This window comes from Pseudomonas sp. BLCC-B112, assembly GCF_028550695.1.
In the GTDB taxonomy this organism is placed as follows: Bacteria; Pseudomonadota; Gammaproteobacteria; order Pseudomonadales; family Pseudomonadaceae; genus Aquipseudomonas; species Aquipseudomonas danubii.
This window is the reverse complement of sequence record NZ_JAQQGK010000003.1, coordinates 557,396-579,804: the sequence shown is the minus strand read 5'-3', so window position 1 is coordinate 579,804 and position 22,409 is coordinate 557,396. Positions and strand designations below refer to the sequence as shown.

Sequence of the window (22,409 nt, the reverse complement as noted above, 5' to 3'; positions counted from 1 at the left end):
TTAGAATTTGAGTTACTCTTGCAGCCGCGATGAAATTGATCAAATCGATACTATTTTTATTAAAAATAAGATCCATCTATATCCATGAGACAACATGAGCCACATCGATCTGAACCTGATCCGCACCTTCGTCACCCTCTATGAGGCCCGCAGCGTGACCCTGGCCGCCGAGCGCCTGTTCGTCACCCAGCCCTCGGTCAGCTACGCCCTGGCGCGGCTGCGCGAGCTGTTCGACGACGGCCTGTTCAGCCGCACCCGCGACGGCATCCAGCCCAGCCAACTGGCCGATGAGCTGTACCCGCCCCTTCGCCAATCCCTGACGCGGATCGAAAACACCGTGCACAGCACCCGCCGCTTCGACCCGGCCACCACCGAGCGACGCTTTCGCATCGCCCTCTCCGACCTCGGCGAAATGGGTTTCTTGCCGCTGATCCTGGCGCGCCTGAACCAGCAAGCGCCGGAGGCCGAAGTCGAGGTCCTGCCGTTGCAGGTGGATCAGGCCGGCGAATGGCTGAGCAGCGCCAAGGTCGACGCGCTGATCTGCCGCAAGCCCCTGACCGGCACCCGCAGCCAGGTGCTGATCCGCGAGCGCTACGTGTGCCTGCTCAGCGACCGCCACCCGCGCATCGGCACCCAGCTGAGCCTGGAGCAGTTCCTCGCCGAGCGGCACATCGCCGTGACCCGCACCACCGGCCACGGCAGCGTCGAGGACGTGCTCAAGCAGATGAACGCCAAGCGCCGCATCAGCCTGCAGGTGCCGCACTTCTCGGTGCTGCCCAAGATCCTGCCCGGCACCGACCTGCTGGCGGTGCTGCCGGCGCAGATCGCCCGCCTGTTCATCCTCGAAGGCGGCCTGCAGCAACTGGAACTGCCGTTCCCGGTGGGGGAATTCGACGTGTCCCTGCACTGGCACCCCAACAGCGACAGCTCCGCCGCCCTGACCTGGTTCCGCCAGACCGTGGCCGCGGCGATCATCGACGGCCAGTCTTGAAGCGGCGCCCGCTGCCGCTTCCAGTTTCGCGGGCTAGGCCAGGGCTGCCTGCGCCTGCGGCGACGCCGGTCGCAGCCACAACAGGCAACCGGCCGCCAGCACGAAGACCACGGCAAACACCCCATACAGGTGCAGGGGCTGCCAGCCGGCATCCAGCAGCACCCCGGCCACCGTCGGCGAGACAATCGCGCCAATGCGCCCGATGCCGATCCCCCAGCCCACCCCGGTAGCCCGCACCGAAGCGTCGTAGACCACCGGCGACAAGGCATAGAGCCCGGCCACGCAGCCGTTGGCGAACAGCCCGATCAGTAGCCCCAGGCCCAGGGCCGCGGCAATCGACGAAGCACTGCCGACAAACAGCACCAGGAGCCCGGCGGTCACCAGCATGAACAGCGACAGCACCCGGGTCAGCGGCCAGCGCGAGGACAAGCCGCCGATCAGCGCCGCGCCGAAGATCCCGCCGACACTCAGCAGCACCCCGCCGGTGATCCCCTGCTGCGCCGAAAGCCCAGCGGCCACCAGCAGTTTCGGGGTCCAGCTCATGACGAAGTAGAAGCCGAACATCACCAGGAAAAACAGCAGCCAGATCAGCAGCGTGGTGCGCCGCATCGGCCCGGCGAACAGCTGGCCAAAGCCACTGACAGCGCCCTCCTCGCGCAGCGCCGCAGCGGGCAGCCGCGCCAGTTCCGGGTGGCCCAGGCGCTGGGCCAGGCGATTGACCCGCAACAAAGCGTCGGCCGGGCGCCGGGCCAGGAGAAAGTCCAGGGATTCAGGGAGCCAGAGCAGCACCAGAGGGATCACCAGCAAGGTGACGATGCCGCCAAACACAAACACCGAGCGCCAGCCCCAATGGCTCAGCAACCACACCGCCAGCAAGCCGCCCAAGGTGGCCCCCAGGGCATAGCCGGTGGATTGCAGGCTCACCGCCAACCCACGCCAGCGACGGCTGGCGTATTCGGCGGCGATCACATTGCTGCTGGCCAGGATGCCGCCGATGCCCAGCCCGGTGAGGCCGCGCAACAGCGCCAGTTGCAAGGGGCTGTGGCTGGTGGCCGAAAGCAACATGCCGACACCGGACAGCAACAGGCACCCCAGAATCAGCGGCCGGCGGCCGAAGCGGTCGGCCCAGGGCGCGATAAACAGCGAACCGGCGGCCATGCCGAACAACCCGGCACTGAGCAGCAGGCCGACCTGCGCGCCATTGAGCTGCCACTCGGCAGACACCGAAGCGGCGGTGAAGGCCATCACCAGCACATCGAAGCCGTCGATCATGTTGAGGACGATGCAGATGCCGATCGCCAGACACTGGAAGGCGCCCATCGGGCCCTGGTCGACCCGTTGCTTGAGATCGTGGTTCATGGGCGCACCTGCCGTTCGGCCAGGACCCGAAGCGCAACACCCAAAGAACCTGTGCACACAGACAGCCAGCGCGCGCCAGCCAGGCGGCTGCACGCCGTCGATAAGACATTCATGGCGAAACCCTTTTTGTTGTTTTTATTGCCGACGGTCAGGAGGGCTCCTGCCATCGCCAGGTCGCCAATAAAGCGCTTAATGGATCCAATAACAAGAGACGAACGGGCTGAAACGGCTGAGCAAAAGGTCCCAGGCCAACCAGGGTCGGGGTTAATTTCCATAGGGATCAAATGCTTAGGTACCCGACAAGGCACCGGGATTAGCGGGCGATTATCGACCAGCACCGTTCGGGCAGGCGACGAGCCCCACTACCCAACTCACTGCCAAGCAAGCCTGTGGCGAGAAAGCTTGCTCCCGTTCGATGGCGCAGCCAGCGCAAAGGCTGCTGGCACGCCAGGCCTGAAAACGCTCAGAGGCCGCAGATGGGGGGCACTGCGCACCCCGGCGGGAGCAAGCTCCCTCACCACAAGGTTCGGTTCAGGCACCCTGCATTGGATCCAATAACCCGCATCACCTCAGATAAAGGCCAGCACCGCCCGCGCGCTGCGCACCGCCGTCATCCGTTGCTCGACCTGGGGCAACAGGTAGCTGAAAAAGAACCCCGCCGTCGCAAGCTTGGCCCCGCGCAGCGGATCGCCCTCGGGCAGATTTCGCGAGACCCGCGCCGCCCGGGCCCAGGCCAGCGCCAACAGGCTCAAGCCACACAAGGCGAGAAAATCCCCCGCCGCGCGATACGGGTACTCGGCATCCTCCAGCGCCCACTGCTGCACCTCGCCTACCAGCCCCTGCAATGCCTCGGCCAGATCCGCCAACGGCCGGGCAAAGCCCGCGCATCCGGCCACCGCGGCGCCCTGCTCGGCCTCATCGCGCAGTTGCTCAAGCAACAGCGCGAAGCCCTGCCCGCCATCCCCCAGCACCTTGCGCAGCAGCAGGTCGTTGGCCTGAATCTCGTTGCTGCCTTCGTAGATCATGGCGATACGGCTGTCGCGCAGGGTCTGCTCGATGCCGAACTCGGCGACGTAGCCGTAGCCGCCAAAGACCTGCAAGGCGTTGCTGGCCTGGCGAAAACCCTGCTCGGTAAAGAAGGCCTTGATGATCGGCGTCAGCAGTTGCGCCAGCTGATCAGCCTGGCGCCGGGCCAGTGGCTCGGGGTGATGCTCGCCCTGATCCAGCAGGTGCGCGGCCCAGTAGCCGATGGCCCGCAAGCCTTCGCTGGTGGCGCGCAATTCCAGAAGCACGCGGCGCATGGCCGGGTGGTAGCGAATCGGATCGGCAGCCTGGGCGGCGACCCCGGCGGGGCGCAATGGCGCACGCATCTGCTGGCGTTCACCGGCGTACGCCAGAGCGTTCTGCCACGCCGCTTCGACATGCCCCAGGCCTTGCAGACCCACGTGCAGACGCGCCGAATTCATCATCACGAACATCGCCGCCAGACCGCGATTGGCCTCGCCCACCAACCAGCCCTGGGCCGCATCGAACACCAGGGAACAGGTGGCGCTGCCCTTGATCCCCATCTTGTGTTCGATGCCGTCGCAGCGCACGCCGTTGTCTTGGCCCTGCTCCAGGCGCTTGGGCACCAGGAACAGCGAGATCCCCCGGCTGCCCTCGGGCGCGTCCGGCAACCGGGCCAGCACCAGGTGCAGGATGTTGTCAGTGAGGTCGTGCTCGCCACCGGAGATGAACAGCTTGCTGCCGCTCAGGCGATAACTGCCATCGGCTTGCGGCTCGGCCCGACAACGCAGCAGGCCGACATCACTGCCAGCCTGGGGCTCGGTCAGGCACATGGTGGGCAGGCTCGCGCCGCTGATGATCGCGGGCAGGTAGCGCTCCTGGAGCCAGGGCGCGCCGTGGGTCTTCAGACACAGGTAGGCGCCGTGGGCGATGCCGGTGTACATGGCCCAGGCATGGTTGCTGGCGTAGAGCATCTCTTGCAGCGCCGCGTCCAGCAGTTGCGGCAGGCCCTGGCCACCCAAGGCTTCGGCGCAGGCCAGGGCCGGCCAGCCACCCTCGACATAGGCCCGATAGGCCTCGGCAAACCCCTCTGGGGTGCTGACCTGTCCATCCGCCCACTGGCAGCCCTGGCGATCGCCGCTGGCATTCAGCGGCGCCAGTGCGCCCTGGCTGAAACGCGCCGCCTGCTCCAGCACCTGCAGCGCCAGGGGCAGGTCCAACGCCTCGAACGCCGGGCTGCGACGCCAGGCTTCGGGGGCCTCCAGCCAGTGCTCAAGGACAAATTGCATATCGCGCAGCGGCGCCTGGTAGCTCCACATGGGGACACCTCATCGAGTAGAAATAGAGTGGCCCGCCAGGGACGGCGGGCCGATCGGGCTCAAGCGCGCCAGGCCGGGTTTTCGATCAGCAGCGCCATGCCCTGGCCACCGCCCACACAGGCCGCGGCGATGCCGTAGCGCAGGTTGTGCTCGCGCAGTTGCCGGGCCAGGGTCAGCACCAGGCGCAGGCCGCTGGCGGCCAGCGGATGGCCCAGGGCCAGGGAGCCGCCCTGGACATTCAGCCGATCGCCGTCCAGTTCCAGCTCCCGGGCCACGGCCAACACCTGGGCTGCCTGGGCCTCGTTGATTTCAAGGCGACCGATCTGCCCAAGGCTCAGGCCACTGCGTTGCAACAGCAGGCGGATCGCCGGGGCCGGACCGATGCCCATGAACTCCGGCGCCACCCCGACCACCGCGCTGGCCCGCAACAGCGCCAGGGGCCGGTCGCTGCACGCCGAGGCCCGCCCGACCAGGGCCGCCGCCGCGCCATCGACCACCGCGCAGCTGTTGCCGGCGGTCTGCACCCCGCCTTCGTGGATGGTTCGCAATCGCGCCAGGTCAGACCGTTCACTGGGGCGCGGATGGCTGTCCTGGCTGACCCCCTCGACCCCGCGCGGCAGGCGAATGCCGCGCGCTTGATAGCCGTCGAGTTCGAAGCGCTGCTGGCTCACGGCGACGATTTCCGCCGCGAACCAGCCCGCTTGCCGAGCGGCCAGGGCCCGCTGATGACTGGCGCAGGCGTAGCCATCTACGGCTTCGCGGGTCAGGCCGTAACGCCGCGCCAGGTTGTCGGCGGTGGCGATCATGTCCAGCCCCGGCGCCGGGTCGTACAGCGCCTCCCATAAAAAGTCCTTGAACTGCACCGCCGCTCCCAGGCGAAAGCCGCCGCGATGGGTGTAGGCGGCAATCGGGTTGCGCGACATCGACTCACTGGCCACGCACAACGCCAGTTGCACCTCGCCGCGCAGTTGCTCGGCGGCCTGACGCAACAGCTCGAAACCGGTGGCGCAGATGCGCTGCACCCCCAGGGCCGGCACCGCTTGCCCGACCCCGCTGTACAGGCCGATGTGCCGGGGCAGCAGGTAGGCGTCGAAACTGGCCTGGGCCATGGAACCGGCCAGCACGCTGTCCACCGCCTGCGGCTCGATGCCGGCCCGGGCCAGGACCTCGCGCCCGACCTTGATCCCCAGGTCGATCGGCGAGATCTCGGCCAGGTCCCCGCCGAGGTCGACCCAGGGCGTGCGCACCGCCTCAAGGATCGCCACATCGGCAAACCCGCTGTACTGCCCGGCACCGCTCATGGCTTGGGCTCGGCGCGCAGGATCGACGGCTCGCGGCCGCGATACAGGTTCTCGACCTGCTCGGCACGCCACTGCAGCACCGCGCGCTGATTGATCGAGCCCTTGTCGGTGATCTCCCCACGGTCGATGGACGCCGGCTCCACCTGCAGCGCGATCCACTCCAGGCGGCTGGCATTGCCGCTGGCCTCGCGATTCAGGCGCTGCAACCAGTCGCCGAACCACTGGCGCACCGGCGCGCTGGCCAGCACCTCGGCCTCGCTGGCCTCGGCGCCCAGCCCCGCCAGCCGCCGGCACTCATACAGGCGCGGGAACACCAGGGCCCCCAGGCACTCGCGGTCGGGGGCGGCCACCACCAGGTCCTGGACATAGGGCGCGCCTTCGAGCACCGCGCGATTGCGCAGCGGGCCGACGCTGACGAACACCCCGGACGACAACTTGAAGTCCTCGGCGATGCGCCCGTCGAACATCAGCCCCAGTTGCGGGTCGGCGGCGTCGGCGAGCTTGAGCGCATCCCCCGAGCAGTAGAAGCCCTGGGCGTCGAACACCTCGGCGGTCTGCTGCGCCGCGCGCCAGTAGCCGGGCATGATGTGCGGCCCGCGAAAACGCCCTTCGAGCTTGCCATCCACCGGCACCAGGCGCACTTCGCAACCCGGCGCCGGCAGGCCGATGTAACCGGCCATCGACAGCGGCCCGGTGGTGAAGGTGCAAGACGGCGCGGCCTCGGTCATGCCGAGCCCGGCCATCATCCGGATGCGTTCGCCGCAATGCTGCTCGGCGACCCGGTCCAGGCGGTCCCAGACACTTTGCGAAAGCCCGGCGGCGGCGAAGAAAAACAGGCTCATGCGCTTGAAAAAACACTCGCGCAGCTCGGCATCCAGCTCCAGCGCGTTGACCAGTTCCTCCCAGCCCTTGGGCACGGTCAGGTAGGCGGTGGGGGAAATCTCCTTGAGGTTGCGCAGGGTTTCAGCGAAGCCCTGGGCCGTGGGCTTGCCCTCGTCCAGGTAAAAAGTGCCGCCGTTGTAGAGCACGATGCCGACGTTATGGCTGCCGCCGAAGGTGTGGTTCCACGGCAGCCAGTCCACCAGCACCGGCGGCTCTTCACCGAACACCGGAAAGGTCTGCAGCAGCATCTGCTGGTTGGCGCAGAGCATGCGCTGGGTGGTGATCACCGCCTTGGGCAGCTTGGTCGAGCCCGAGGTGAAGAGAAACTTGGCGATGCTGTCCGGGCCGGTGGCGGCAAAGGCTGCATCGGCCTCGGCCCCACCGGGCTCGGCCAGCAGGCTGGCGAAGCTCGCCTGGCGCCGCCCCGGCACCTGGCCACGCACGCTGATCAGCGGCGTCTCGGGCGGCAGCACCGCGTCGATGGCCCGCTGGTAGGCGCTGGCGTCGCTGACGAACACCAGCCCCGGCTGCAACAGGTCGCAGACATGGCGCAGCTTGGCAAAGTCCTGGGACAGCAGCGAATAGGCCGGCGACACCGGGCAATAGGGAATCCCGGCGTACATCGCGCCCAGGGCCAGTTGCAGGTGTTCGATGTCATTGCCCGAAAGCAGCGCCAGCGGCTTGTCGGCCGACAGGCCGTAACGAAGCAGGCCCTGGGCGATGGCGCGCACGCTGTCGAGCATCTGCCCATAGCTGACACGGCGCCAGTCGCCACCGGCCTCGCGGGCGGCAATGAAGGTCTGCTCGGGGCGCACCCGGGCCCAGTGCAGCAGGCGATCGAGCAAGCGATCGGGCAAGGGCGCCAGCGGCTCCAGCGAGCGCATGTGCAGCACGCCCTGCTCTTCACTGACGGCAACCGCCGGCCGGCCAATGGACACCTGGCGATAACGCGGCGGCTCGGCCACGGGTGGGGATGGCGCTCTGGATTGGCAACTCACGTACATGTCCTCCATCAAGGCACGCCTGCGCCGCGCACGCAGGGCGACAGCTGGCAAGCGTGGCAGCCGCTGGCTGCGGCCTTGTTATTGTTGTCTGGCCTGTACACGAGCGCGGTCGCAAAAGCACCGCGCCCGTGGCGACGGATCAGATCGGGTAGTGCCGCGGGCCGTGCTGCAAGGTGACCCAGCGCAATTGGGTGAAGTGCTCGATCGAGGCCTTGCCGCCAAAACTGCCGTAGCCGCTGGACTTGACGCCGCCAAACGGCATCTGCGCTTCGTCGTGCACGGTAGGGCCGTTGATATGGCAGATACCCGACTCGACCCGTTGCGCCAGGGCCAGGGCACGCCCGGTGTCGCGGCTGAAAATCGCCGCCGACAGGCCGAACTCGGAATCGTTGGCCAGACGCAACAGCTCTTCATCGCCGCTGCCACGCAGCAGCACCGCCACCGGTCCGAAGGACTCCTCGCGGTACAGGCGCATCGACTCGGTGACGCCGTCGAGCAGGGTCGGCTGCAGGATACTGCCGTCCAGTTGCCCGCCTACCACCAGCCGCGCGCCCTGCTCCAGTGCGTCGTCGATCAGCGCCTTGATGCGTGTCCCGGCACTGACATCCACCAGCGAGCCGAGCACCGAGTCCGCGGCCGACGGGTCGCCGGCACGCAAGGTCGCGACCTTGGCCGCCAGCTTGGCGACAAAGGCATCGGCGACCTTGGCATCGACGATCAGGCGCTCGGTGGACATGCAGATCTGCCCCTGATTGAAGTAGGCGCCAAACGCTGCGGCCGCCACGGCGGCGTCCAGGTCGGCGTCGTCCAGCACCAGCAGCGGCGCCTTGCCGCCCAGTTCAAGCAGGGCCGGCTTGAGGTGGCGCGCCGCCAGTTCACCGACAATCCTCCCGACATGGGTCGAACCGGTGAAGTTGACCCGGCGCACCGCCGGGTTGGCGATCAGGCGCTCGACAATCGCCGCGGCATCGACCGGGGCATTGCTGATGACGTTGACCACGCCATCGCCCAGGCCGGCATCCTGCAGCACCTGGCCGATCAGCCGGTGCACCGCCGGGCTCAGTTCGGAGGCCTTGAGCACCACAGTGTTGCCGCAGGCCAGGGGCATGGCGATGGCCCGAGTGGCGAGAATCACCGGGGCGTTCCACGGGGCGATGCCCAGCACCACGCCGCAGGGTTGGCGCAGGGCCATGGCGAAGCTGCCGGGGACATCCGAGGGAATGACTTCGCCGTTGATCTGGGTGGTCATCGACGCCGCTTCGCGCAGCATGTTGGCCGCCAGGCGCACGTTGAAGCCGTACCAGTTGGCCATGGCCCCGGTCTCGCCGGCGGCGGCGATGAACTCGCCGCTGCGGGCCTGCAACTGCTCGGCGGCCTTGAGCAGGCGACTGCGGCGTTCGTTGGGGGCCAGGGCCGCCCAGGCAGGGAATGCGGCCTGGGCTGCGGCCACGGCAGCGTCGGCATCGTCCAGGGTCGCGGCGGCCACGCGCGATACCACAGCGCCGGTCACCGGGTTGCGGCGTTCGAAGGTTCGACCGTCGCCGGCGGGGCGCGACTGGCCACCGATCAGCAGGGGCACGTCCAGCATGGTGATTCCTCTTGTTGTCTTTGTCGGGAATGCAGCACAGCGGTGTAGCAGTGGCGCGGCGAACAGCGGGAGGCGCCCGCCGTTCGCCGGCCGGACTCAGCGTTTATACGCCTGCAGGCCGGGCTTGATGCTCTTGTCGTCGAGAAACTGCTTCATGCCCTGCTCGCGGCCGCCTTCGGTGTCCAACAGGCGCGACTGATCGAGCTTGGCGTACAGGTAGTCTTCGTTCTGCTCCCAGGTCAGCTCGCGGCAACGCTTGAAGCCATGCTTGGCGGCACGCAGCACCACCGGGTTTTTCTCCAGCAGGTTGCGCGCCAGCTCAATGGTCACCTCACGCAATCGAGCCAGGGGCACGCTGTCGTTGACCAGGCCCATTTCGGCGGCTTTCTGCCCGCCGAAAGTCTTGCCGGTCATGATGTAGTACAGCGACTGGCGATGGCCCACGGTGTCGGCCATGGCCTTGCTCACCAGGTTGCCCGGCGGGATGCCCCAGTTGATTTCCGAGAGGCCGAAGGTCGCCTCGTCGGCGCAGATCGCCAGATCGCACGCCACCAGCGGGCTGAAGCCGCCACCGAAGCACCAGCCGTTGACCATGGCGATGGTCGGCTTGGCGTACATGCGCAGCAGTTTCCACTGCCACTGGGAGGCTTCGCGGCGGATTTTCTCCTGAAGGATCTCCGGCCCGGCATCCACCTCGCGGAAGTATTCCTTGAGGTCCATGCCGGCGGTCCAGGCCTCGCCGGCGCCGGTCAGCACCAGCACACCAGCGGCCGGGTCCTGTTCCAGGGTTTCCAGCACGTCGATCATTTCCCGGTTCAGGGTCGGGCTCATGGCGTTGCGTTTTTCCGGACGATTGAGAATGACCCAGGCAATGCCGTCTTCGATTTCGACCTTGACCGTTGTCCAGCGACCTTCGTAGTTGCTCATGGCGATGCTCTCTTGTTCTGGCTTGAAGATGGATCGAAATTAAACCGCAAAATTAGTTATGTCAATTAACTATTAATTGAATTAACCATTTTTCCTACCCCTGGATAAAATCCTTCTACAGCGACTGCCAGCACAGGCAAACGTAGCTATCAGCGGCCGACCCCGGCAAACTGGATAGCCTTGTTAACCGACCCAGGATGTTTTTGTCATGGCCAAGCCCGCTCCCCTCGCCGACCCGCGCGAGGCCCCACCCGCCAACGCCGAGGTTCAGGCGCCGCTGGATTCGGCGCTGGACGAACTGATTGGCTACGCCATGCGTCGCGCCCAGCTCAAGCTGTTCCAGAACCTGATCGGCCAGCTCTCGGCCCACGACCTGCGCCCCGCGCAGTTCTCGGCCCTGGCAATCATCGACAGCAACCCGGGGCTGATGCAGGCCGACCTGGCTCGCGCCCTCGCCATCGAGCCGCCGCAAGTGGTGCCCCTGCTCAATAAACTGGAAAGCCGCGCTCTGGCGGTGCGGGTGCGCTGCAAGCCGGACAAGCGCTCTTACGGGATCTTCCTGAGCAAGACCGGCGAAACCCTGCTCAAGGAGCTCAAGCAGATCGCCGCGCAAAGCGACGTCGACGCCACCTCGGCCTTGAGCGCCGAGGAACGCGAAGAGCTGCTGCGCCTGCTGAAGAAGGTGTACCAGGACTGAAGCCAAGGTGCCGGCACAGGGCCGGCACAGGGCCGGCACGCTGAGGCAGCCAGGCTGCTGGCGGGCTTACCAGATCGGCAAGGTGTAGAGCACCAGGAAGCGGGTCTGGTTTTCATCGCGAAACGCCGCGCCCGCCGGGAAGTCATTGCGATAGATCGACTTGCGCGCCACCAGCCCGAGGTTCTTCAGCGGGCCGCTCTGCAGCACGTACCCCAACTCCATCTGAAACTCGCGCTCCTTGCGCTCGCTGGCATTGAAGGCCGCCAGCTCGATATGGTCGCCGCGCACGTAACGCAGCCGACTCTTGAGCCCGGGCACGCCGGAGGCGGCAAAGTCATAGTCGTAGATGGCTTGCCAGGTGCGCTCCTTGGCATTGAGAAAGTCCGAACTCATGGTCAGCTCGCTCATGCCCATCAACTCGGTGCCGGAGATGTAGGGCGTGGCCGTGTCGCCACTGGAATGCATGTAGCCCAGGCTCACCCGGTGCCCGCCGAACTTGTAGCCAAACAGCGCCGAGAGGTTGCGGTTGTCGACCCGGCCGGCCTTGGCACTGCCGTCTTCCCGGCTGAAAAAACTGCGCAGGTCGCTGCTCAGCACGCCATCGCCCAGGGGCAGGTTGTGCAGCAGGGCCAGAGTGTCCTGCTGGTAGAGGTCGGCCACCTCGGCGTGATAGGCGCGCAGGCTGAGCGCCTTGTTGACCTGGTAATCGCCCCCCAGGTACGCCAGGTGCGAGGTGCTGGCCGTGCCATTGAACCGCCGGTTGGGCGAGGCAATGGTCATGGCCTGGTAGTCGGTGGAGTCGCGCTTGTTGATGCGGTCGATATAGCCGGTATTGAGGGTCAGGCCGTCGATGTCCGTGGAGCTCAGGGTGGTGCCGCGAAAGGTCTGCGGCAGCAGGCGCGACGGGCTGGCAAAGGCGAACGGCAGGAAGATCGAGACATCGCCGGTCTTCACCGTGGTCCGGGCAAAGCGCAGTTTGGCGGTGGGCGCCAGCCGCGAGTATTCATCCACGGCGCGCTTGTCGCTGGCCGACACCGGCAGCAGCTCGGTGCCGCTGCGGTCCGGCGAGGAGTCGAGCTTGACCCCCAGCAGCCCGCGCACATCGAGGCCGAAACCGACGCGACCCTCGGTGAACCCCGACTCCATGTTCATGATGAAACCCTGGGCCCACTCCCGCGCGGCGGTCTTCGCCCCACCGTCCTGGTAGTCGCGATCCAGGTAGTAATTGCGCAGGGTCAGGGTGCCGTGGCTGTCGTCAATAAAACCCGCCGCCCAGAGTGGAGCGGGCAACAGGCTCAAGCCCAGCACGGCCAGAGCCAGCCGCGTGGGGAGACTGGGCATACAGGAAGCTGACGCCGCCGCAACGGCGTTGGTTGGGAGATTTGGCATGTCCGATGTCCATTTTTTGTTGTTGTTTTAGGTGTCGAGCGCGGGCCTGGCAGCCGACGTCACGGACAGAGAATGGAAACAGCCCAAGCCTTACGTCAACCGCAAATGACCGATAATCGAACATTAATAATATTATCTATTTTTACGTCGAATCATGATTATTGATTTAACTAGCTGATTTGAATGCCTTTATTTACGTTTATCGATGAAATTAAGGCGCTATTCATTTTTTAGTTATCTTTGTTATCTTAATCGCCAGCCACCAACGCCGGCGCGTTCAGGCCCGGCGTCCAGTTGGCCACCACAACAAAAACAACAATGAGGTTTGCCCATGGACAGTCCATCGCGTCGTTCGACGCTGACCATCGCTTTGTGCTTTATCGTTGCACTGATCGAGGGGTTCGATCTGCAGGCGGCCGGCACCGCCGCTGCCGGATTGCGCCAGAGCTTCGCCCTGGACCCGAAGATGATGGGCTGGGTGTTCAGCGCCGGAATCATCGGCCTGCTGCCCGGGGCGTTCTTCGGCGGCTGGGTCGCCGACCGTATCGGGCGCAAGAAGATCCTGGTCGGCGCGGTGTTGCTGTTCGGCCTATTCTCGCTGTGCACGGCCTACGTCGAGAGCTATTCGAGCCTGCTGCTGGTGCGCTTCATGACTGGCCTGGGCCTGGGCGCGGCGCTGCCCAACCTGATCGCCCTGTGCGCCGAAGCGGTGAGTGAACGCCGCCGGGGCACGGCCATCAGCGTCATGTACTGCGGCGTGCCCCTGGGCGGCGCGCTGGCGGCGGTGGTGGCGATGTTCTCCAGTGAACATTGGCAGACCACCTTCATCATCGGCGGCCTGGCGCCGCTGCTGGTGGTGCCGCTGATGGCCTGGCTACTGCCGGAATCCACTGCCTTTCGCCAACACAACGCCAGCGCCGACAGCCGCCGAGCCTCCACCACCCAGGCACTGTTCGGCGAAGGTCGCGCGCGCACCACGCTGGCCCTGTGGCTCAGCTACTTCTTCACCCTGACCGTGATGTACATGCTGCTCAACTGGCTGCCGTCGCTGCTGCTCGAACAAGGCTTCAGTAAACCCCAGGCGGGCCTGGTGCAGATGCTGTTCAACATCGGCGGCGCCCTCGGTTCGCTGCTCGGCGGCCTGCTGCTGGACCGCTGCAACGGGCTCAAGGTGGTGCTGTTCGTCTACGCCGGGTTGCTGGCGGCGCTGGCCGGGGTCGGGCTGTCGGTGGGCATTGCGCCCATGGCCGTGGCCGGGTTTGCCGCCGGGCTGTTCGTAATGGCCGCGCAATTGGTGCTCTACGCGCTGGCACCGCCCTCCTACCCGACCGCGGTGCGTGCCACCGGCGTCGGCGCTGCCGTGGCCATCGGACGCCTGGGCTCGGTGGCCGGGCCGCTGGCCGCCGGGCAGATCCTCGCCGCCGGCGCCGGCACCGCCGGGGTCCTGCTGGCCACCTCGCCAGGGCTGGTCATCGCCGCCCTGTCGATCCTCACCGTCATCGCCCGGGCCAACGCCACGCCCGAACTCAAGCCGGCGCATTGAGCCGAGGCGGCAATGCGAGCCAACGCCACACCTGGGCGGCGGCAACGTCCAGAGCCACCCGGGCGTTGCCGCGCACGACGCCTTAGAACGTCAGGCAGATTTTCCCCAGGTGCGCACCCGAGGCTTCATGGGCGAAGGCCTTGGCGATCTCGGCCAGGGGGAAGGTGCTGTCGATGATCGGCTTGATCCCCGTCGCCTCCAGGCCACGAACCATCTCCACCTGGTGCTGGCGACTGCCGACGATCAAGCCCTGCAGGCGCTGCTGCTTGGCCATCAGCGCCGCCGTCGGCACCGGCCCGGCCCAACCGGTGAGCACGCCGATCAGGGCGATATGCCCGCCGATGCGGCAAGCAGTGATGGACTGCGGCAAGGTGCCCGGGCCGCCGACTTCCACCACGTGATCAACGCCACGGCCGCCGGTCAGCTTGAGCACCTCGTTGCCCCATTCAGGCTGGGTGCGGTAGTTGAGGGTGTGGTCGGCGCCCAGCTCGCGAACCTTGGCCAGCTTGGCGTCCGACGAAGAGGTGGCAATCACCGTAGCGCCCATGGCCTTGGCCAGCTGCAGGGCAAAGATCGACACGCCGCCGGTGCCCAGTACCAGCACGGTTTCCCCGGCCTTAAGCCCGCCGTCCACCACCAGCGCACGCCAGGCCGTGAGACCGGCGGTGGTCAGGGTCGCCGCTTCGGCATGGCTGTAGCCCTTGGGCGCATGGGTGAACCAGTGGCTGGGCTGGATCACCACTTCACGGGCATAACCGTCGACGCCATCGCCCGGGGTGGTGCTGAAGTCGGCGATGGCCGGGCCACCGTCATGCCAGTGGGGGAAGAAGCAGGAGACCACCGAATCACCCACCTGGAACTCCGTGACCCCGGCGCCCACCGCTTCCACCACCCCGGCGCCGTCGGCCATGGGAATCCGCCCGTCGGCGGTGGGCAGCGCGCCGGTGACCACGGCGTAGTCGTGGAAATTCAGGGAACAGGCATGCAGACGCACGCGGATCTGCCCGGCGCCGGGTTGCCCGGGATCGGCCAGTTCCACGATTTTAAGGTTGTCCAGGGATGCCGGCAGGCTGAGCTTGATGGCTTGCATGGGGTGCTTCTCCACAGATCGGTAATGTCTTCAAGACCGACGCTCAAGGCGTCGGCGCAACCAGGGGGCTCACCCTAACACCGAACCGGCCCGCCCCTCACGCCAAACTCGGGCCGCAACAGGACCAGACAGGGTCTGGCGATGCCCCAGGCGGCAGTGCCCGGGCAATAAAAAACCGAGCGCACACTAATGAGAAGCATTACCATAAACCGTCATTTCATCCGCCTCGACCCTGGAAGCTTTCTCGATGGTGCCCAACTCCTCGCTACAGCACGCCGTGGGCGAGCTCTACGTCCAGCATCACAACTGGGTGGTGCAACTGCTGCGACGCAAGCTCGGTAACCAGGACCAGGCCATGGACCTGGCACAGGACACCTTCCTGCGGATTCTGCGCAGCGAACAACTGCCGGTACTGCGTGAACCCCGGGCCTATCTGAACACCGTGGCCAGCCGACTGTGCGGCCAGTATTTCCGCCGCCAGGCCCTGGAGCGGGCCTACCTTGAATCCCTGGCGCAGTTGGAACCGCAACACCAGCCCTCACCGGAAACCCGCCTGCTGGTGCTCGAAGCCCTGGACGCCGTGGGTCAGGTGCTGGACGGCCTGGGCCATCGGGTGCGGGACGTGTTTCTGCTGTCCCAGCTCGAAGGCCTGACCTACCCGCAGATTGCCGAGCGCCTGCAGCTCTCGGTCAACGTGGTACAGAAAGCCATGCTCAAGGCCTACCGCCACTGCTACGCGGCGGTGTACCCGGCATGAGCGCCTTTAAGCCCATGGACGATCAGGGCGCGGTGGATCACCGCGTACTGGATCAGGCCCTGGAATGGCTGGTGCTCCTGCAGTCGGGCACCAGCAGCGCCGAGCAACAGGCCGGGTGCCTGGCCTGGCGCCGGGCCGACCCGCAACATGAATTGGCCTGGCAACGCCTGGCCGGGCTCGGGCAGGACCTGCGCGACAGCACCCGCAGCCTGCCCGCCGCTCGCACCCGGCAGTTGCTCCAGGCCCGCAGCCACCCTTCGCGGCGCACCTTGCTCAAGGGCGTCGTCGGCCTTGGAGTGGTGGCCGCCAGCAGTTGGAGCGTGCGCGAGCGGCTGCTGTTGCCGCAGTTGTTCAGCGACTACCACACCGCCACCGGCGAACGCCGCCAACTGCAACTGGCGGTCGGCACGGCGCTGCAGCTGGACACCCGCACCACTCTGGATCTTCAGGACCGTGTGCAAGGACCGCAACTACGGCTCAACAGTGGACGCCTGCTGCTGACCTTGGGCAACGCCGCGCCAGTGCGGGTCGTCACCGCCGAAGCCAGGATCCACCTGGCACCGCTGTCGCAGTTGATGGTCAGCGTCGGCTTGCCGGGACACCGCGGCACCCGGGTGCAACTGCTGAGCGGCAGTGCCTCGGTCAGCCTGGGTCAGGGGCCCGGACAGGTCCTGGGCCCGCGCCAGCAGGTGGACATCGAGCAACGCATGAGCCTCGTAACGCCAGTGGCCGCCGCAGCCAGCGCCTGGACCCAGGGCCTGCTGATCGCCGAACGCATGCCATTGGCCGAGGTGATCGCCGAACTCGACCGCTATCGTCCGGGCCTGCTGCGCTGCGCCGCCGAGGTCGCCGGGCTGCGGGTGTCCGGTTCGTTCTCCCTCGACCAGCCGGACGCCAGCCTCGACTTGCTGGCCCGAACCCTGCCCATTCGCATTCAGCGGGTCATGGGCTATTGGGCCTCAGTGACGGCGGCCTGATTTTTTTCCAGGAAGGCGGCAGTTTTTCCAATCTCACGCATCAAGACCAGGGAAGAAGCTGGAAAACAGCTCAGCGCCAACCCTTCCCAACCCATGGACTTTCTTATGCACATCCGCCTCACGCCCCTTGCCGCGGCCCTGCGCCCGTTCCTCATCGGCCTGTCGATCGCCAGCACCAGCCTGCCGCTGCTGGCCGCCGAGGCCAACGCCGAAGTGGCTGACCGCCAGCGCCACGACTACGCAATCGCCCCAGGCAACCTGGATCAGGTGCTGGGCGCCTTCGGCCAGCAATCCGGGGCCATGATCGCCGTCGATGCCAGCCTCAGCGCCGGCAAGCACAGCCCAGGCCTGAGCGGCCGCTTCGCCATCGGTGAAGGCCTGCAACGCCTGCTGGCGCCCCTGGGCCTGCAAGCGGTGGCCGAAGGTGCGGGCTATCGAGTGCTCAGGGCCGGCGGCGAACGCGTGGAACTCGGCACCACCACCGTCAGCACCAACCAGTTGGGAACCATCACCGAAGGCTCCGGCTCCTACACCCCCGGCACCATCGCCACCGCCACCCGGCTGGTGCTGACACCCCGGGAAACCCCGCAGTCGATCTCGGTGGTCACCCGCCAGGCCATGGACGATTTCGGCCTCAACTCCATCGACGACGTGATGCGCCATACCCCGGGCATCACCGTGGCCACCTACGACAGTGACCGCACCAGCTACTTCTCCCGCGGCTTTGCCATTCAGAACTTCCAGTACGACGGGATTCCGATCCTGCAGGACGCGCAGTACTCCTCGGGCCACACCCTCACCGACACGGTGATCTACGACCGCGTGGAAATACTCAAGGGCGCCACCGGCCTGCTCACCGGTGCCGGTGGCCCCGGCGGCACCATCAACATGGTGCGCAAGAAACCCACCGCCGAATTCGCCGGGCATATCGACCTGGGGGCCGGTTCCTGGGACAACTACCGCTCGCAGGTCGATGTCAGTGGCCCCCTGACCGACAGCGGCAATGTCCGCGGACGGATGGTCGCCGCCTATCAGGACAAGAAATCCTTCCTTGACCACTACCAGCGCCAGACCAGCGTCTACTACGGCATCCTGGAGTTCGACCTGTCACCGGACACCCTGCTGACCGTCGGCGCCGACTATCAGGACAACGACCCCAAGGGTTCCAGCTGGTCGGGCAGCAGCTCGCTGTACGACTCCAAGGGCAATGCCATCAGCACCTCGCGCTCCTACAACAACGGCGCGAGCTGGAGCCGCTGGTCGCAATACACCCGTACCGCGTTCACCACCCTTGAGCACAGCTTTGCCAACGGCTGGGTGGCCAAGGCCCAGTACAACCACCAGATCAATGGCTACAACGCCCCCTTGGGTTCGTTGATGTCGCCCAATGCCGAGACCGGCATCGCCTCGCTGCTGACCCGCAAGTACACCGGCGAAACCGTCAGCGACAGCGGCGACCTCTACGCTACGGGGCCCTTCGACCTGCTGGGGCGCGAGCATGAGCTGGTGGTCGGGGCCTCGATCTCCAACTCGCACTGGAAAGGCCGGGACTTCACCAGCGCCACCAATCACAACAATTTCTACGACTACTTCAACTGGGACGGGCACAGCCCCAAGCCCGATTGGGGCCGCATCACCAAAAAGAACGACGAGACCACCCGCCAGAGTGCCGGCTACATGACCGCGCGCTTTAGCCTCAACGATGATCTTTCGTTGCTGCTGGGCAGCCGGGTCAACAACTACGAGGTCAGCGGCACCAGCCGGACCAAGGACACCGGCAAGGTCATTCCCTACGCCGGGGTGGTCTACGACCTCGACCAGAACTTCTCCGTCTATGCCAGCTATACCGAGATCTACCTGCCCCAGGACGACTACCGCGACCGCAACGACAAGGTGCTCAAGCCCGACGAAGGCACCAACTACGAGGTGGGCCTCAAGGGCGAGTTCTTCGACGGTCGCCTGAACTCCAGCCTGGCCTACTTCGAGGTGCATGAAGAAAACCGGCCCGTGGATGACCTGGCCTATAACGCCAACCCCACCACCCCCGGGCTGGACTATGCCTCCAAGGGCATCAAGTCCAAGGCCAAGGGTTATGAAGCGGAAATCTCCGGAGAGCTCGCCCCCGGCTGGCAGCTGCAGGCTGGTTACACCCACAAGATCATTCGCGACCAGAGCGGCGCCAAGGTCTCCACCTGGGAACCGGAAGATCAGGTCAACCTCTACACCAGCTACAAACTGACCGGCAGCCTGGACAAGCTGACCCTGGGCAGCGGCGTCCGCTGGCAGGGCACCGGCTGGAAGATACTCAGCAACTACGGCAAGGGCACCGAGGAAAAATTCGCCCAGGACCCTTACTGGCTGGTGGATCTGATGGCCCGCTACCAGATCACCGAGAACGTCTCGGCCACCCTCAACGTCAACAACCTGTTCGACAAGAAGTACTTCACCAACATCGGCTTCTACAACTCGTCGTACTACGGCGACCCGCGGAATGTGATGCTCAGCACTCGCTGGAACTTCTAAAGCAGCCCCCTCGTCGTGGCCCGTCCCACCAGCGGCTGGCCACGACGTCTGTTACCCCTCCCCCGTAGCATTTTCTAACCTTTGCCGCCGACCGCTGCGCTGAAAATGAGTGCCGTCATCCCGGCACATCTGTTAAAAACGCGCTGTCGTCCGTCCTGTGGTGAAGCCCTGCATGTCCCCATCCCTGTCCCAGCGCCTGCGCCGTCGCTGGTTTGCGCTGCTGTGCCTGGCCACACTGATCGTCGGCCTGCCGGTGAGCTGTGCGGTGCTCGAACACAAGGAGCGCCAACTGGTGTTTCGCATCGAGCCGGGCAACGCCGGCTGGTATCGCGGTCTGCCCAGCACAGTGCAGGAACTGCAACTCAAACCGCAAAGCTTCAAGCCCGGACAGAACATCCACGCCTGGTGGTGGCCGGCCAAACGCGCCGATGCCCCGGCGATCCTCTACCTGCACGGCGTGCGCTGGAACCTCACCGGCCAGTTGTTTCGCATCGAGCAACTGCACGCCCTGGGCTACTCGGTGCTGGCCATCGATTACCGGGGGTTCGGCCAGAGCCATGGCGACCTGCCCTCGGAAAGCAGCGTGTATGAAGACGCGCGCGTCGCCTGGGAGCGGCTCAAGGTGCTGCAACCCGATGCCAGCAAACGCCTGATCTACGGCCACTCCCTGGGAGGGGCGGTGGCCATCGACCTGGCTGCCGAACTGGGGCGCAATGCCGCCGCCGAAAAGACCCCGATTGCCGCTCGCGGGCTGATCGTCGAATCCACCTTCACCACCCTGGCCGATGCCGCTGCCGCAGCGACCAAGACCTCGCTGCCGGTGCGCTGGCTGCTGTCACAGAAGTTCGACTCCATCGACAAGATCGGCGAGATCGGCATGCCCTTGCTGGTGGTCCACGGCCTCAAAGACGACTACGTACCGCCGCGCCTGAGCCAGCAACTGTTCAAGGCCGCCCTGGAGCCGAAGAAACTGCTGCTGGTGCCCGGCGGCACCCACAACAACAGCATGCGCCTGGCGGGCAAGGACTACGGCCAGGCGATCAATGCCCTGCTGCGGACCAGGCCGGCGTCCAGCATCGCCGGCCCGGCAGCGGTCAAGGTGCCCACTGGCTGAACCTGCAGACCAGGGCTCCAAGCGCTCGCCAGGCAGGGCCCTGCGTACCGAACGCGGCCCGGCCTTTTCGCAGCTTCGCAGGCTCAGCAGCGGCTACAGGAAACCCTCTGTGTAGCCGCTGCCGCAGGCTGCGCAAGGCACCGAAGGGGCCTCGGCGCCCTCAGGATCGCTGCGAGCCTGCGCCAGCGTCTACAAGGCGCTTTGTCCAGCGCTCACTGCCACGCTCGGCAAGGCCGCTGGCGGACACAACGCGTCGCCAATGGTGCGCAACTTCAGGCAGGTCTCCTGGTATTCACTCTCGGGGTCCGACTCGCCCACAATCCCGCAGCCGGCAAACAGGTGCGCCTGGTTGCCGCGAATCAAGGCCGAGCGCAGGGCCACGGCAAACTCGCCGTCGCCCTCGGCGTTGAGCCAACCCACCGGGGCGGCGTACCAGCCCCGGTCCAGTTGCTCATGCTCGCGGATATACCCCAGGGCCTTGGCCCGGGGCAGGCCGCCCACCGCCGGGGTCGGGTGCAGGGCGTCGACCAGTTGCAGGAGGTCCACCTGGGGCCGCAACCGCCCCAGCACCGGGGTCAGCAGGTGCTGGACGTGGGCCAGGCGGTGCAGTTGCGGCTGCGCAGGAATTTCCAGCATGGCGCAATAGGGCTGCAGCGCTTCGCGCAGGGTCTGCACCACCAGGGCGTGCTCGTGGCGATCCTTGGCGCTGTCCATCAGGCCCTGGCCCAGTTCGGCGTCCTGTTGATCGTGCTGACCGCGGGCGCAGGTGCCGGCCAGGGCCACGGTGCTCAAGGTGCCCCGGGCAACGCGCACCAGACGTTCGGGGGTGGCGCCGAGGAAGCAGCTGTCGCCGCGGCTGAAGGCAAACAGAAAGGCCTGGGGATAGGCCGCCCTGAGGTTCTCCAGCAAGGGGCCGCAGGGAATGCTGCGCGGGGCCCGCAAGCAGACTTCCCGGGCCAGCACCACTTTGCTCAGTTCACCGGCGTTGATCCAGCCGATGGCGCCGGCGACCGTGGCCTGCCACTGCTCGGCGCCCAGGGCGTCGTCCTGCCGGGTGCCCACCGGCACCTGCAGTGACGGTGTATGGGCATAGCGGACCTGCAGCAGGTTCCATTCCGCCGCAAGGCCGGCAGCGCAATGGGCCACATCGGCGCCCGGCTCGATCCACAGGCTGAACAGCCAGTGCTGCTGTTCGCCTTCGCGCAACAACAGTATCCGTGGCAGTACCAGGGAGGTGGCGGCGAACGACTGCCACTGGGTACTGCGCGGCGCCTGGGGATCGAAGGCGAAACCGCCGCACAGATAAGCCTTGCGCGGACCGACCTGATGGGCCTGCTCCAGCAGTTGGCGCCAGGCCTGGGTACTGGCGGCAAAGCGCTCGGCGGCCGGCGGGCTGATTTCCTCGGTGCAGCCGAACCCGGCCAGGGCCAGAGCGCCCTGGTCGCTGGACCAGAACAGGCTCTGGCCGAACACCTGGCGGTTGGCAGCAAACAGCCGCAGTGGCTCCAGGCGCTCGGCGGCCAGGCTGAACACCACCAGTACCGCGCGACTCTTGCGCCGAGCCTGGGCCTCGCCTTCGCGCAGGGCCTGGGTCAGCCCGGACAGGCACGACTCATTCATTGCCGACTCCTTGCTCAAGCCCACGCTGAACGCGCCAGTGGCGCACTTGCTGGGCGATGTTCCAGTGGATGATCTGGGCAAACAGCGGCACCACGAACATCGGGTCCAGGCCCGCCTGCTCCGCCCATTGCTGACGCTGCGGGAGCATCGCCGCGACCCGCTCCGGCGCGGCGATGCTGTCCTGGGTCGGCTTGAATTGTGCGGCCGCCTTGACGTAGGCCAGGCGCTGGCCGAGGGCCTGGATGATCTGCTGGTCCAGGGTGTCGATCGCCCAGCGGATGTCTTCCAGGGCGCTGCATTGCTCGGGGGTTTTCATGTCGATT

The 22,409-nt window shown here is 66.4% G+C and carries 18 protein-coding genes; 7 read left to right on the top strand and 11 right to left on the bottom strand.

The window, feature by feature from the left end; all coding sequences use genetic code 11:
- The first annotated feature begins 94 nt into the window (after positions 1–94).
- Positions 95–991: a LysR family transcriptional regulator gene (locus PQT43_RS11385; RefSeq protein ID WP_159893156.1), complete on the top strand. Its 897-nt coding sequence runs from the start codon at positions 95–97 to the stop codon at positions 989–991.
- Between the two features lie 33 nt (positions 992–1,024).
- Here PQT43_RS11385 and PQT43_RS11380 read toward each other — a convergent pair whose 3' ends face one another.
- The 7 genes from PQT43_RS11380 to PQT43_RS11350 all read right to left on the bottom strand — a co-directional run bounded on the left by PQT43_RS11380 (position 1,025) and on the right by PQT43_RS11350 (position 10,376).
- Complete coding sequence (locus PQT43_RS11380) at positions 1,025–2,350, bottom strand: MFS transporter (RefSeq protein ID WP_123394408.1); 1,326 nt, start codon at positions 2,348–2,350, stop codon at positions 1,025–1,027.
- The gene (locus PQT43_RS11375) at positions 2,347–2,625 is read right to left on the bottom strand and encodes a hypothetical protein (RefSeq protein WP_134929251.1); all 279 of its coding nucleotides are present in this window, start codon (positions 2,623–2,625) and stop codon (positions 2,347–2,349) included. Before PQT43_RS11375 ends, PQT43_RS11380 begins: the two co-directional genes overlap by 4 nt.
- A gap of 294 nt (positions 2,626–2,919) precedes the next feature.
- On the bottom strand, positions 2,920–4,674 hold the full coding sequence (locus tag PQT43_RS11370; RefSeq protein ID WP_267268390.1) for an acyl-CoA dehydrogenase: 1,755 nt from the start codon (positions 4,672–4,674) through the stop codon (positions 2,920–2,922).
- Positions 4,675–4,733: 59 nt separating this feature from the next.
- On the bottom strand, positions 4,734–5,975 hold the full coding sequence (locus PQT43_RS11365; RefSeq protein ID WP_253085339.1) for a thiolase family protein: 1,242 nt from the start codon (positions 5,973–5,975) through the stop codon (positions 4,734–4,736).
- The gene (locus tag PQT43_RS11360) at positions 5,972–7,855 is read right to left on the bottom strand and encodes a feruloyl-CoA synthase (protein WP_410897067.1); all 1,884 of its coding nucleotides are present in this window, start codon (positions 7,853–7,855) and stop codon (positions 5,972–5,974) included. Before PQT43_RS11360 ends, PQT43_RS11365 begins: the two co-directional genes overlap by 4 nt.
- A 145-nt stretch (positions 7,856–8,000) precedes the next feature.
- Positions 8,001–9,449: an aldehyde dehydrogenase gene (locus tag PQT43_RS11355; protein ID WP_253085341.1), complete on the bottom strand. Its 1,449-nt coding sequence runs from the start codon at positions 9,447–9,449 to the stop codon at positions 8,001–8,003.
- Positions 9,450–9,545: 96 nt separating this feature from the next.
- Positions 9,546–10,376, bottom strand: a complete 831-nt coding sequence (locus PQT43_RS11350) for a p-hydroxycinnamoyl CoA hydratase/lyase (protein ID WP_123394413.1) — start codon at positions 10,374–10,376, stop codon at positions 9,546–9,548.
- 208 nt (positions 10,377–10,584) lie between these two features.
- On the opposite strand from PQT43_RS11350, the gene PQT43_RS11345 reads away from it, so the two are divergent.
- Complete coding sequence (locus tag PQT43_RS11345) at positions 10,585–11,073, top strand: MarR family winged helix-turn-helix transcriptional regulator (RefSeq protein WP_253085342.1); 489 nt, start codon at positions 10,585–10,587, stop codon at positions 11,071–11,073.
- Positions 11,074–11,139: 66 nt separating this feature from the next.
- Here the strand turns inward: PQT43_RS11345 and PQT43_RS11340 are convergent, their stop codons facing one another.
- Positions 11,140–12,462, bottom strand: a complete 1,323-nt coding sequence (locus tag PQT43_RS11340) for an OprD family porin (RefSeq protein ID WP_272753924.1) — start codon at positions 12,460–12,462, stop codon at positions 11,140–11,142.
- A gap of 331 nt (positions 12,463–12,793) precedes the next feature.
- On the opposite strand from PQT43_RS11340, the gene mhpT reads away from it, so the two are divergent.
- Positions 12,794–14,005 carry a 3-(3-hydroxy-phenyl)propionate transporter MhpT gene (mhpT, locus tag PQT43_RS11335; protein WP_267268392.1) on the top strand — a complete coding sequence of 404 codons (1,212 nt, stop codon included), beginning with the start codon at positions 12,794–12,796 and terminating at the stop codon, positions 14,003–14,005.
- Between the two features lie 82 nt (positions 14,006–14,087).
- Here the strand turns inward: mhpT and PQT43_RS11330 are convergent, their stop codons facing one another.
- Entirely contained in the window at positions 14,088–15,095 is a 1,008-nt protein-coding gene (locus tag PQT43_RS11330; RefSeq protein ID WP_267268393.1) for a zinc-dependent alcohol dehydrogenase family protein, read from the bottom strand.
- 247 nt (positions 15,096–15,342) lie between these two features.
- Here PQT43_RS11330 and PQT43_RS11325 point away from each other — a divergent pair, with 247 nt between their 5' ends.
- From PQT43_RS11325 to PQT43_RS11310, 4 genes are all read left to right on the top strand, one after another.
- On the top strand, positions 15,343–15,852 hold the full coding sequence (locus tag PQT43_RS11325) for a sigma-70 family RNA polymerase sigma factor (RefSeq protein WP_102880219.1): 510 nt from the start codon (positions 15,343–15,345) through the stop codon (positions 15,850–15,852).
- Positions 15,849–16,829: a DUF4880 domain-containing protein gene (locus tag PQT43_RS11320; protein WP_253085345.1), complete on the top strand. Its 981-nt coding sequence runs from the start codon at positions 15,849–15,851 to the stop codon at positions 16,827–16,829. Before PQT43_RS11325 ends, PQT43_RS11320 begins: the two co-directional genes overlap by 4 nt.
- A 105-nt stretch (positions 16,830–16,934) precedes the next feature.
- Complete coding sequence (locus tag PQT43_RS11315) at positions 16,935–19,352, top strand: TonB-dependent siderophore receptor (RefSeq protein ID WP_272753923.1); 2,418 nt, start codon at positions 16,935–16,937, stop codon at positions 19,350–19,352.
- A 172-nt stretch (positions 19,353–19,524) separates the two neighbouring features.
- Positions 19,525–20,466 (top strand): alpha/beta hydrolase, encoded by a 942-nt coding sequence (locus tag PQT43_RS11310; RefSeq protein WP_272753922.1) that lies wholly within the window; start codon positions 19,525–19,527, stop codon positions 20,464–20,466.
- 189 nt (positions 20,467–20,655) lie between these two features.
- Here PQT43_RS11310 and PQT43_RS11305 read toward each other — a convergent pair whose 3' ends face one another.
- Both PQT43_RS11305 and PQT43_RS11300 read right to left on the bottom strand, forming a co-directional pair.
- Positions 20,656–22,086 carry an isochorismate synthase gene (locus PQT43_RS11305; RefSeq protein ID WP_272753921.1) on the bottom strand — a complete coding sequence of 477 codons (1,431 nt, stop codon included), beginning with the start codon at positions 22,084–22,086 and terminating at the stop codon, positions 20,656–20,658.
- Positions 22,079–22,402, bottom strand: coding sequence for an isochorismate lyase (locus PQT43_RS11300; RefSeq protein ID WP_102863566.1), 324 nt, complete (start codon positions 22,400–22,402; stop codon positions 22,079–22,081). Before PQT43_RS11300 ends, PQT43_RS11305 begins: the two co-directional genes overlap by 8 nt.
- Positions 22,403–22,409: the final 7 nt, after the last annotated feature.

What these genes read in the sequence shown, in the direction of transcription:
- PQT43_RS11365 (WP_253085339.1), bottom strand. Translation starts at nt 5,975, where the DNA reads ATGAGCGGTGCCGGGCAGTACAGCGGGTTTGCCGATGTGGCGATCCTT.
- PQT43_RS11315 (WP_272753923.1), top strand. Translation starts at nt 16,935, where the DNA reads ATGCACATCCGCCTCACGCCCCTTGCCGCGGCCCTGCGCCCGTTCCTC.
- PQT43_RS11375 (WP_134929251.1), bottom strand. Translation starts at nt 2,625, where the DNA reads ATGGAAATTAACCCCGACCCTGGTTGGCCTGGGACCTTTTGCTCAGCC.
- mhpT (WP_267268392.1), top strand. Translation starts at nt 12,794, where the DNA reads ATGGACAGTCCATCGCGTCGTTCGACGCTGACCATCGCTTTGTGCTTT.
- PQT43_RS11330 (WP_267268393.1), bottom strand. Translation starts at nt 15,095, where the DNA reads ATGCAAGCCATCAAGCTCAGCCTGCCGGCATCCCTGGACAACCTTAAA.
- PQT43_RS11305 (WP_272753921.1), bottom strand. Translation starts at nt 22,086, where the DNA reads ATGAATGAGTCGTGCCTGTCCGGGCTGACCCAGGCCCTGCGCGAAGGC.
- PQT43_RS11310 (WP_272753922.1), top strand. Translation starts at nt 19,525, where the DNA reads ATGTCCCCATCCCTGTCCCAGCGCCTGCGCCGTCGCTGGTTTGCGCTG.
- PQT43_RS11385 (WP_159893156.1), top strand. Translation starts at nt 95, where the DNA reads ATGAGCCACATCGATCTGAACCTGATCCGCACCTTCGTCACCCTCTAT.
- PQT43_RS11300 (WP_102863566.1), bottom strand. Translation starts at nt 22,402, where the DNA reads ATGAAAACCCCCGAGCAATGCAGCGCCCTGGAAGACATCCGCTGGGCG.
- PQT43_RS11380 (WP_123394408.1), bottom strand. Translation starts at nt 2,350, where the DNA reads ATGAACCACGATCTCAAGCAACGGGTCGACCAGGGCCCGATGGGCGCC.
- PQT43_RS11370 (WP_267268390.1), bottom strand. Translation starts at nt 4,674, where the DNA reads ATGTGGAGCTACCAGGCGCCGCTGCGCGATATGCAATTTGTCCTTGAG.
- PQT43_RS11355 (WP_253085341.1), bottom strand. Translation starts at nt 9,449, where the DNA reads ATGCTGGACGTGCCCCTGCTGATCGGTGGCCAGTCGCGCCCCGCCGGC.
- PQT43_RS11345 (WP_253085342.1), top strand. Translation starts at nt 10,585, where the DNA reads ATGGCCAAGCCCGCTCCCCTCGCCGACCCGCGCGAGGCCCCACCCGCC.
- PQT43_RS11320 (WP_253085345.1), top strand. Translation starts at nt 15,849, where the DNA reads ATGAGCGCCTTTAAGCCCATGGACGATCAGGGCGCGGTGGATCACCGC.
- PQT43_RS11340 (WP_272753924.1), bottom strand. Translation starts at nt 12,462, where the DNA reads ATGCCAAATCTCCCAACCAACGCCGTTGCGGCGGCGTCAGCTTCCTGT.
- PQT43_RS11350 (WP_123394413.1), bottom strand. Translation starts at nt 10,376, where the DNA reads ATGAGCAACTACGAAGGTCGCTGGACAACGGTCAAGGTCGAAATCGAA.
- PQT43_RS11325 (WP_102880219.1), top strand. Translation starts at nt 15,343, where the DNA reads ATGGTGCCCAACTCCTCGCTACAGCACGCCGTGGGCGAGCTCTACGTC.